The organism is Kitasatospora sp. NPDC056783 (assembly GCF_042789895.1).
Taxonomy (GTDB): domain Bacteria; phylum Actinomycetota; class Actinomycetes; order Streptomycetales; family Streptomycetaceae; genus Kitasatospora.
In genome coordinates this window covers 1-9,604 of the sequence record NZ_JBHUAF010000338.1, presented here as the reverse complement: position 1 = coordinate 9,604, position 9,604 = coordinate 1, and the positions used below count along the sequence as shown (strand labels likewise).

Below are 9,604 nucleotides of genomic sequence, written 5' to 3'. Positions count from 1 at the left end.
GACCAGCCGAGGGGCAGGTTTAGTGGGAGTAGTAACAATCCCAAAATGATTGATCAAAAAATGGGCGGGCCCGCATGCAAGCACGCGGGCCCGCCTGAACATCAAATGCCCCGCCCGCCCTTCCAGGAGTGTAAAAGCAGCGGCGACCCCGGCCAGGGCTGGCCTGGGTCGCCGAAACCGTGGAGCCGGGTTGCCGATCTCCTGCCGGTCAGTGCATCTCGGGGAAATCTCCCGCGCGGACTGCGGCGATGAACGCGGCCCAGGCGTCGATGGTGAAGAGGAGGGAAGGCCCGTGCGGGTTCTTGGAGTCACGGACGGGAAGCACTCCCGGAAGCCCGACCGCGACTTCGACGCAGGCCCCGGTCTCTCCACTGAACGAGCTCTTCCGCCAGTTCGCACCACTGAGATCGGGAGTGGACACCTTCAGCACCTCCGGTCGACACCGCTACAGCTCTCGTATGACCCGGGTGAGTAGGCCGAGGCTCTCGGACGCACTCAACGCACTCGAACACAACGAGTCGAACGTGAGCGTATAGGCAGACGTCTCCTCGGGTTTCTCCAGATAGAGCATGCCTGCCTGGTGTTCCACGCACACCACGTCGGAGAAGGCTGAACTGGAGAAGCTGAAAAGCACGAACGAGCCCATGATTCCGGCGTGGGCTCCCGCACTGAAGGGCAGCACCTGTAGGCCGATGTTCGGTCGCTCACCCAACTGCCGCAGGTGATCCAACTGCTTCCGTAGGACGTCCACGCCGCCAACGCGCCCCCGAAGTGCGGCTTCTCCCAGGATCACGTTGAGCTGTGGCGTATCGGCGTGATCCAGAACCTTCTGCCGCTGCAGCCGGACTGCTACGAGTTCGTCGATTCGCTCCGGCGGGATGTCGAACGGCGATGCCCGGTAGACGGCTCGTGCGTAGTCCGCCGTCTGCAACAGGCCCGCGACCATCATCGGCTGGAACGAGCGGATGTGGCCGGCGCTTTCCTCGTAGTCGATGTAGTCGACGTACGAGGGTGGCGAGATGTTGAACTGCTGGGCCCAACCGCGCTCGGAGCCCTGCCGGTTGAGCGCGACCACTTCCTCCACGTAAGTCGGATCGTCTACGCCGTAGAACGTGAGCAGGTCTCGCAACTCGCTGCTGGAGATCGGCAGCCAGGCGTTCTCCATCCGGCTGATCTTGGATCGATGGCAGTCGATGCGCGCTGCGGCCTCATCCGGCGTCTTGCCTGCCGCCTCCCGATGGCGGATGAGCAGGCTCGCCACGCGACGACGGCGAACCGAGGGGCGTGGTTGGGGCAATGTGATCAACTCCCGGCGACTGAAGTGGAACTGACGCCAGGCTACTAGCAAACCAAGATCGGAAAATGTTCCGCATGGAACTCTTGCTAACGATCTCGAGTTGGGGGCATGCGACCCACGGTCGATGGAGCGAACACTCTCTGCAATCGATCACCGGGCATCCCTATGCCGAGATCTGTCATCGGGTAGCTCCTCGCCCGGGCCTTGACCCCCAACCCCGGAGGTGGCTCTGCCATGCCTGAAGCCGAACCCCCTGCAACCCTCGGCAGTTGGTTCCCGCGTTCCCGCCGCTCGCCATGGCTCGCACGGCGGATACTGCGCGAGTTGCTGGCCATGGTGCCGGACGGCGACCTCCGCTACTCCGAAGTCGGTGAGTTGCTCGCCACGGAGCTGGTGGCCAATGCCGTGCTGCACTCGGGTGTGCCGGGGCGGCTGATCTGGGTGTCCTTCGGCGTCGATGCCACCCGTCTGCGCATCGAGGTGCACGACGCGAGTGAGCGGCTGCCGACGCCTCAACGCCCCGACCCTACTGTCGGATGTGGGCGCGGCCTGCTCCTGGTGGATGCCCTCGCCACCAAGTGGGGGCACCTCCCGGGCCCGGGCGGGGTGGGCAAGGTGGTCTGGTGCGAGTGTGCGCCCGCGTCCCAGGGTGGATACAGCGATGGTGCTTCATGCGAGCACCGGACTACTGGAGCTTGAGGAGGTTCTCATGGCCCAGACTGCCGATTCACCACGTGAGGGCAGGCCGGTCAGCTCGACGGTTGCGACAGGCCGGATTGCCTGGTGCGCCTTCAGTGACGCCACCACCCACTCACTCGGGGAGCTGGGAGCGGCCTTCCAGCAACTGGACGGTGCAGCCGGTACGGAGTCGACGACCGGGCTGCTGCTGCGAACCTGCCACCGCGTCGAGTGGTACGAGGCGGCACCCACGGCCAACGCGCCGATCGCGTTTTGGCTTGGTCGACGGATTACTGGCCACGAGGCGGCGGCCTCTCGCCTGACTCACATTGCCACTGACGTGATGTCGCTGATCCTCGGGGAGCAGTTCGTCTTTCAGCAGGTCCGCGCGGCTTTCAACCGGTTGCCTGCCGGCCATCCTCTTCGGCCAGTCGGCGCAAAGGTGCTTCTGCTGGCCAGTCAGGCGCGTCGACAGTTCGGTCTCCATGCCCGACTCGACTACCGCGACCTCACCCGAACCCTGCTGGATGCGCCGTCCGTCCGGCCGCGCAACCTGCTTGTCGTCGGGGGTGGCATGCTCGCCCAATCGGTCGCGCAGGAACTCGGCGACGATCGCCGTGTCTTTCTGCTGACCCGCAATCCCAAGAACCTCCGTCGGCTCCTGCGAGCCGGGTCCGACAGGGCGACCGTTCTGCGGATCACGGATCTGTCCGACACCGTCCGGGACGGTGGCTTCGACCTGGTGCTCGCGACGTCCGGGATCACGCCACAGTACCGCGAGCACATCGCGCGTCTTGTGGACGCCGCCGCCCGTCGGCTGGTTGTGGACCTGTGCGCGGCCCCAGTCCTGCATGAGCGTTCGAACTACCAGCACCTCCACCACCCGGCCGTCACCGACATCATCGAGGACGCCAACCGGCCGGCCATCGAGGCCGCTCGCGCAGCCTCTTCCTGGATCGAGAGCCACTACGGAGGCCGCAGTTGACCGCGATCGTCGACACACTGGTGATCGGCGCCGGCCCCGCTGGGCTTGTCGCTGCCGATCATCTCGCCGAGAACGGGGTCCGGGTGCTGCTGGTTGACGCCGGCCGCCCCTACCAGCGTCGCACCTGCCCGGTGGACCTCATGCGCTCCTGCAACGGCTGCAGGGGCATGTGCAACGTGATCTCCGGATTCGGCGGTTCCATCCACTACGGGGACGGGGTCAAGCTCTCGCAGTTTCCCAGCGGCAGACGGCTCGCGGAACTTCTCGGCCTCGACCGGGCCGAAATCCTCGCTGACCGGGCGATGCGGCGACTGTGCGGCGAGAAGCAGCCTGTCTTCCGTGGAGCCCTCCCCACCACCGGACCGTTCAAGGTCAAGGACTACCCGGTGGCCTCGCTCAGCGGGGATCAGGTTCGCACACTGATCGCACGACTCCACTACCGCATCACATCGGCCCCGGGTGCCGAGCTGCGGATGCAGACACAGGTCACCTCCCTCCGTCCGCTCGGAGAAGGGTGGCAGGCCGAGACTGCCGGGCAGGCCGGCACCACCCAGACCGTGCACGCGAGTTCGGTGGTCGTCGCAGTCGGACGGCGCGGCCAGCGCTGGTGGCGGCAAGCCCTTAGGCACCTCGAGCTGTCGTACTCCGCGCCTATTCCCTCCGTGGGAGTACGTTTCGAGGCCCCGACGGCGCTCCTGCGGCGCGGGTCCGATATCCACGAGGACTTCAAAACCACCATTGTCACCAACGGCGTGAAGATCAAGACGTTCTGCTACTGCGCTGGTCCGGGCGGTGGCCGAATCAAGTTCACGGACTATGGCGACTACACCCTCCTCGACGGCCATGTCATCCCTGAAGCGAGGACGGGAAGCACGGCGAACTTCGCCCTGCTGGCGCAGCTTCGAGCCCCTGACGGTACTCCGCGCACCGCAGCCTGGGTCGACGAGAAACTCCTCGTGCCCTATCGGGCTCTGCGGACCGACCGGCCGGGGAAACCCGTCCTCCAGTGGTACCCCGACTTCCGCCGCCGTTCTCTCGCGTGTACCGGACTTGAGCAATTCGCCAACCTCAGCGGCTTCCGTCCCTCGGTGTGCGACTACCAGGTCGCGGACCTTGCAGGCATCCTGCCCCAGGACATCCACATCGCTCTGTGCGATGCCTTCGAAGACCTGATGGCCTATTTCACCGGTAACTCCCTGGTCGGCTCCGTCGACTCGCAGATCGCTGTGATCGGCCTCGAACTGGAGAATCTCTGGGACGAGTTGAAGCTCACCGACGGCCTTGAGACCACAGCACCCGGATTGTACGCGGCCGGCGACTGCACGGGCCTGGCCCAGGGCATCCTCCAAGCCGCAGTCGGCGGCCTTGCAGCAGCCGAAACCATCATCGGCCGCCCCGGCCACACCGCCGGGCCGGTCGCATGACAGCCCCCCGCGCTGTCAGGGAAGCCGGCCGAGCCGCCGTCGAGATCTTCGGCGACAACCTCCTGTGCTCGTTCGTCGGCGGTTCGTACGCGCGCGGCAGCAACAAGCAGACCAGCGACGTCGATCTGTTCGTCGTGACCGCCCGCAGCGACCACGACCGAGAGCGGCTCCTCGCCGAACGGCTGCGCGACATCCACCTGGCCGCCGGTCTCTACTTCGACCACTGTGGAGAGATCCTCACCCTCGACACCCTCACCACCCTGCTGGCCTTCACGGAACATTGCGTCGCGGCCGTGCCGGCCGTTCAACGGTCCGCCTGCTATCTCGCCGACTGTCCGCTGTCGGTGTTCCGCAAGGGCGACGTGGTCTTCAAGTTCCTCGGCGATCCGAAGACCGCCGTCCATGACCCGGTGGGCCTGCTGCCGGCGCTCGAAGCCCGGGCGGCGGCCTACTTCTCCGCCTGGCCTATGCCCCGCGTCCAGGAGTGCAAGGGGCGGTTGCGCCTGCCTCCCGGTAGCCCTCAACAGCGGCTCGCCGACCTGTGGCAGTCCAGAGGCGCCACCGAAGCCTGGACCGACACCCCAGTCGGCATCGGCCTGGAACGCTGGTTCGGGATTGAGCTGCCCGCCCGGTCCGAAGCCCTGCACCAGACAGGTTCCGCCACCTCACCGGCTCTGGGCGGCGCCGACTGCCCGCTGCCCGTCGTCGCCACCCTGGCCGCCCAGTGCCTCGCCTTCCTCCATACCGAACCGGAAGGACACCGATGACCACCGTCTCCCTCGGCATGCCTGCCCCGAGGCAGCCGATCTACCGCCAGACCCGAGAACGGTTCGTCTTCCTCTACCCCACCACCGCCTGCAGCCTGCGTTGCAAGACCTGCTACGTGGGCAATGACCGCCTCAACGCCGCCAACACCATGAGCGTCGAGGCTGCCGTCAAGATCATGGACTACTTCCGGATCACCGGAGGCCACGACAAGCTCTACCTCCTCGGCGGCGAGCCCACCATGCACCCCGAGCTGCCCGCCATCGTCAGCGAGGGCCGCAAGCGCGGCTACCAGGTCACCATCAGCAGCAACGGCGACTTCGACGACGAGCTGTTCGACAAGATCCCGCCGAGCACCCTGAACAGCTTCAACTTCTCCCTGGAGTCCGCCGACCCGCGCATCCACCGAAAGATCCGCGGCAACCCCGGCAACCATGACATGGTTGTCCGCCACATTCGCCAGGCGCGCGAACTCGGCTACCAGGTACGCGTGATGTGCACCGTCTCGCAGACCAATCGTGAAGGGGCCCTCGACCTCATCCCCTTTCTCGCCGAACTCGGCGCCCACACCCTCAGCTACCACAACCTCGGCAAGACGGGGAACGGTGCGCGCTTCCTCCAGCCGCTCAGCCCCGCCGAGTGGATGGACTTCTGCGCCGAGATCGAAGCCTTCCCGCCCGAGCCGCGCCTGGCTGTCTACTACCCGCCGACCTTCGTCAAGGCCGACGACCAGGCGGCATGGTTCGAGCGGGGCTACCCCGGCTGTCCCGCCCGCACCCTCGACCGCCCGCACGTCTACCCCGACGGCACCGTCTTCGCCTGCCCCGTCTTCGTGGACAACGGCCGACACTACGCCACCTTCGATGGTGACCGGCTCGTCCTGAACCCCGACCCGAACAACGAGCTCAACGCCTACCTCACCGCCGACCCGGTGTGCACCGGCTGTCCCAGCACCGCCACTTGTGGCGGCGGCTGCCCCGCCTACTCCCAGATTCCCGCCTACCGGGACGAGCGCTTCTACTCATGCGACCGCGACACCACGCCACTGTGCATCCTGTGGACGGTCTCCGCCTGGGGCGCCCGCGAAAACGACTCGCTGCACGCCCTGCGCTGACAGAGGAGACAGCCACCGTGACCGACACCCTCGATCATGCTGCCGCACATGCGACCGCGGCCAAGGAACCCTTCCTGTTCCTCTACATCACCGAGAAGTGCCAACTGCGCTGTCAGCACTGTTACATGGGTGACCGCCTCGACGCTGAGCGGCGCATGACCCCTGCCATGGTCGAGGACATCCTGTCCAGCCTCCGGGTCGCCTACGGCCAATACAAGGTCTACCTGTTGGGCGGTGAGCCGACCACTCACCCCCAGTTCGGTGACATCCTCGACATCTGCAAGGCCCAGGGGTACAAGGCCGTCCTGACCTCCAACGGCCTCATCGCCCCGAAGACCTGGCCGCTGCTGCGAGGCCGCCTCGACTCCTTCTCGTTCTCCCTGGACGGTGCCCGCCCAAGAACACACGAGCAGATGCGTGGCGAGAGGACCTGGCGTCCTCTGCTCACGAGCATGAAGCGCGCCGTCGCCGACGGCTTCCAGACCCGCGCCATCTTCACCGTCACTACCGAGAACCGGGCCGACGTGTTCGACGCCATCGATCTCGCCGACTCCATCGGCCTGGAGATGCTTTCCTTCCACTACTTCACCCCCACCGGCCTGGGCTTGGACAAGCCCCACTTCCAGATCCCGCCGGCCGAATGGGCGGAGCTGTGCGCCCAGATCCGCGAAGCGGCCGCCGGTCGCCGTGTACGCGTCTTCTACCCGCCCGCGTTCGCCACCGCCGATCAGCTTCCCGCCCTGCGCGCCGCCGGCTACGGCGGCTGCACCGCCCGTAACCTCGAACGCCTCGCGATCTTCCCCGATGGCAGGGTCTACATCTGCTCGGCGTTCTTCGACACCGACCTCCACTACGGCGAGTTCCGCAACGGGGCTATCCACCCTCGCCTCCAGGGTGGGATCAGCGAACTCACCCTCGTGAACACCATCTCCTCAAACTGCCGCACCTGCCCGCACAGCTCCACCTGCGGGGGCGGCTGCGCGGCCTACGACCACCTGCAGAAGACCCTGATCAGCAGCGACTGCGACCGCACCATTATCCCGCTTTGCCCGCTATGGTCGATGCCCGCCGAACCGGAGGGAACCGAACACCGCTTCGTCGACCTGCGCTGACCAGCCGGAAGACGAGTAGGGCCCGCACGCCCACCATCTGGGCGTGCGGGCCCCAACATCACGCCAGCTCGGCCAGCGCCTTGTCCAGGCGCACCAGGGTCCGTTCGCGGCCGAGCACCTCCAACGACTCGAACAGCGGCAGCCCCACCGTGCGGCCGGTCACCGCGACCCGGACCGGAGCCTGTGCCTTGCCCAGCTTCAATCCGAAGACGGCCGCCGTTTCCTCCAGAACCGCCTTGAGTGAGGCCGCGTCCCACTGGGCCTCGGCCAGCCGACGCCGCGCTTCCCGCAGCAGGTCTGCCGACCCCTCCTTCATCGCCTTCGTCCACGACGCCTCGTCGCGCACCGGCTCGTCCAGGAACAGGAAGTCGACGTACGCGGTGATCTCCGACAGCACCGAGATCCGCGTCTGCGCCAGGCCGGCCACGGCGGCGAACTGCGCCGGATCGAACGCTTCCGTCGGCCATGGGGCCCGAGGCTGGGACACCCACGGCGCGCACGCCGTCACGAACTCATCCACCGGAAGTGCCCGAAGGTATTCGCCGTTGAATGAGGCCAGCTTCTTGATGTCGAAGAACGCCGAGGAGCCGTTCACGTCCTCGACACGGAACAGCTGTTCCAGCTCGGTGTACGGACGGATCTCGACGTCATCCTTCGGGCCCCAGCCCAGCAGCATCAGGTAGTTGACCATCGCCTCCGGTAGGTAGCCGTCGGCCAGGTAGTCCTCCAGAGCCACCTTGTCCCGCCGCTTGGAGAGCTTCTGCCGCTTCTCGTTCACGATGACCGGCAGGTGCGCCCATACCGGGGGCTCGGCTCCGAGAGCACGCCACAGCAACTGCTGCTTGGGGGTGTTCGACAGGTGTTCTTCGCCGCGGATCACCTGGGTGATCCGCTCGTCGAGGTCGTCGACCACGTTGGCGAGCAGGAAGACCGGGCTGCCGTCGCCCCTGGCGATCACGAAGTCCTCGATGGCGGCGTTGGGGAACTCCGGGTTGCCCCGGATCAGGTCGACCACCACGGTGACCCCCTCGTCCGGGGTACGGAAGCGCAGTGCCCGGCCGGCCTCGTGGCTCAGCCCGCGCTCGCGGCAGAACCCGTCGTAGCCGAGCTGCTGGGAACCAGTGCGCTCGGCCACCTGCTCGCGCGTGCAGTCGCAGTAGTAGGCGAGGCCGGTCTCGTACAGTCCAGCGGCGGCCTCGCGGTGCCGGGCTTCGTTCTCCGACTGGAAGTAGGGCCCCTCGAATGCCGGGTCCGCCTTCGAGATGCCGATGGACGCGAGCGCGCTGATGATCCCCTCGGTCCACTCCTCGCGGTTGCGAGCCGCATCGGTGTCCTCGATCCGCAGGACGAACCTGCCGCCGCGCTGTCGTGCGGTTGCCCAGTTGTAGAGGGCCGACCGGGCGCCACCGACGTGGAACATGCCCGTCGGGCTGGGAGCGAAGCGGACACGGACAGGGGAGGGGGCAACAGTCATGGAGACACGGTAGCGGCGCCGGCCGGCACGAGTTGCCGTTCGTGTTGATCGATGTTGACCTGATGGTCGAAAGCGGACGCGCCCTCGGTGTCCTGAGGCGCATCGTGAGGCCACCCGATCGAAGGACGAAGCGATGTGTCTGTACGGAGAGCGACGAACGAGGACGCGTTGTCGATAGCCCGCTTCCGTGCGGAAATGATCAAGGCACACCCGAGCGGCCAGTGGTTCGAGAACCTCACCGCATACCTGGAGGACGGGTTTGCCCGCGCCGAGGACATGGCTGGATTCGTCATCGACGGGCCGGCCGGACAAGTCGTTTCGGCCGCGCTCGGGACCATCTACCAGGCGCCACCCGGACCGAGCTACAGCGGTCGGACAGGGTACGTGCATCTTGTTCTGACGGAACCGGGGTACCGCTGCCAAGGGTATGGCCGGGCCGTCACGGTCAGGCTCCTCGCCTGGTTCCGGGAGCAGGGCTGCGGGCTGGTCAGCCTTACCGCGAGTGCTGACGGCGAGCATCTGTACCGTTCGCTCGGCTTCGAGGAGAACGTCCGCTCCATGAGGCTCTTCGGGCCATGAGCGGGTGCGGTTTCTTCGAAGCGGCGGTACTCCTTGCTGCGCCCGACGATGTTGTGGTGGGGGAACTTTCGCTCTCGAAGCTGGGTGTCATAGCGCTACCCGACTGAGAATTGCAGTTTTTCGCATCTCGGCGGTCAGAGAGTGTCGATTGGCTCTGTTCTCGGCGGCCCCGGCCA

At 66.5% G+C, this 9,604-nt stretch carries 10 protein-coding genes; 7 read left to right on the top strand and 3 right to left on the bottom strand.

Annotated elements, in window-relative coordinates:
- Nucleotides 1–208: 208 nt before the first annotated feature.
- The gene (locus ACFRMQ_RS32395; protein WP_380734303.1) at nt 209–421 is read right to left on the bottom strand and encodes a DUF397 domain-containing protein; all 213 of its coding nucleotides are present in this window, start codon (nt 419–421) and stop codon (nt 209–211) included.
- 24 nt (nt 422–445) lie between these two features.
- Nucleotides 446–1,261, bottom strand: a complete 816-nt coding sequence (locus ACFRMQ_RS32390; protein ID WP_380734302.1) for a helix-turn-helix domain-containing protein — start codon at nt 1,259–1,261, stop codon at nt 446–448.
- Nucleotides 1,262–1,531: 270 nt separating this feature from the next.
- Here ACFRMQ_RS32390 and ACFRMQ_RS32385 point away from each other — a divergent pair, with 270 nt between their 5' ends.
- From ACFRMQ_RS32385 to ACFRMQ_RS32360, 6 genes are read left to right on the top strand one after another with little or no spacing between them, the layout of a single operon-like run.
- Nucleotides 1,532–1,996, top strand: coding sequence for an ATP-binding protein (locus ACFRMQ_RS32385; protein ID WP_380734300.1), 465 nt, complete (start codon nt 1,532–1,534; stop codon nt 1,994–1,996).
- 10 nt (nt 1,997–2,006) lie between these two features.
- Entirely contained in the window at nt 2,007–2,960 is a 954-nt protein-coding gene (locus ACFRMQ_RS32380) for a hypothetical protein (protein ID WP_380734299.1), read from the top strand.
- Nucleotides 2,957–4,384 carry an FAD-dependent oxidoreductase gene (locus tag ACFRMQ_RS32375; RefSeq protein WP_380734298.1) on the top strand — a complete coding sequence of 476 codons (1,428 nt, stop codon included), beginning with the start codon at nt 2,957–2,959 and terminating at the stop codon, nt 4,382–4,384. The genes ACFRMQ_RS32380 and ACFRMQ_RS32375 overlap by 4 nt, the downstream gene beginning before the upstream one ends.
- Complete coding sequence (locus ACFRMQ_RS32370) at nt 4,381–5,151, top strand: nucleotidyltransferase domain-containing protein (RefSeq protein ID WP_380734297.1); 771 nt, start codon at nt 4,381–4,383, stop codon at nt 5,149–5,151. Before ACFRMQ_RS32375 ends, ACFRMQ_RS32370 begins: the two co-directional genes overlap by 4 nt.
- Nucleotides 5,148–6,263 carry a radical SAM protein gene (locus ACFRMQ_RS32365; protein WP_380734296.1) on the top strand — a complete coding sequence of 372 codons (1,116 nt, stop codon included), beginning with the start codon at nt 5,148–5,150 and terminating at the stop codon, nt 6,261–6,263. Before ACFRMQ_RS32370 ends, ACFRMQ_RS32365 begins: the two co-directional genes overlap by 4 nt.
- Before the next feature lie 17 nt (nt 6,264–6,280).
- Nucleotides 6,281–7,375: a radical SAM protein gene (locus ACFRMQ_RS32360; RefSeq protein ID WP_380734295.1), complete on the top strand. Its 1,095-nt coding sequence runs from the start codon at nt 6,281–6,283 to the stop codon at nt 7,373–7,375.
- 58 nt (nt 7,376–7,433) lie between these two features.
- On the opposite strand, the gene gltX is transcribed toward ACFRMQ_RS32360, so the two are convergent.
- The gene (gltX, locus tag ACFRMQ_RS32355) at nt 7,434–8,795 is read right to left on the bottom strand and encodes a glutamate--tRNA ligase (protein ID WP_380734304.1); all 1,362 of its coding nucleotides are present in this window, start codon (nt 8,793–8,795) and stop codon (nt 7,434–7,436) included.
- A gap of 249 nt (nt 8,796–9,044) precedes the next feature.
- Here gltX and ACFRMQ_RS32350 point away from each other — a divergent pair, with 249 nt between their 5' ends.
- Entirely contained in the window at nt 9,045–9,428 is a 384-nt protein-coding gene (locus ACFRMQ_RS32350; protein ID WP_380734294.1) for a GNAT family N-acetyltransferase, read from the top strand.
- Nucleotides 9,429–9,604 lie beyond the last annotated feature (176 nt).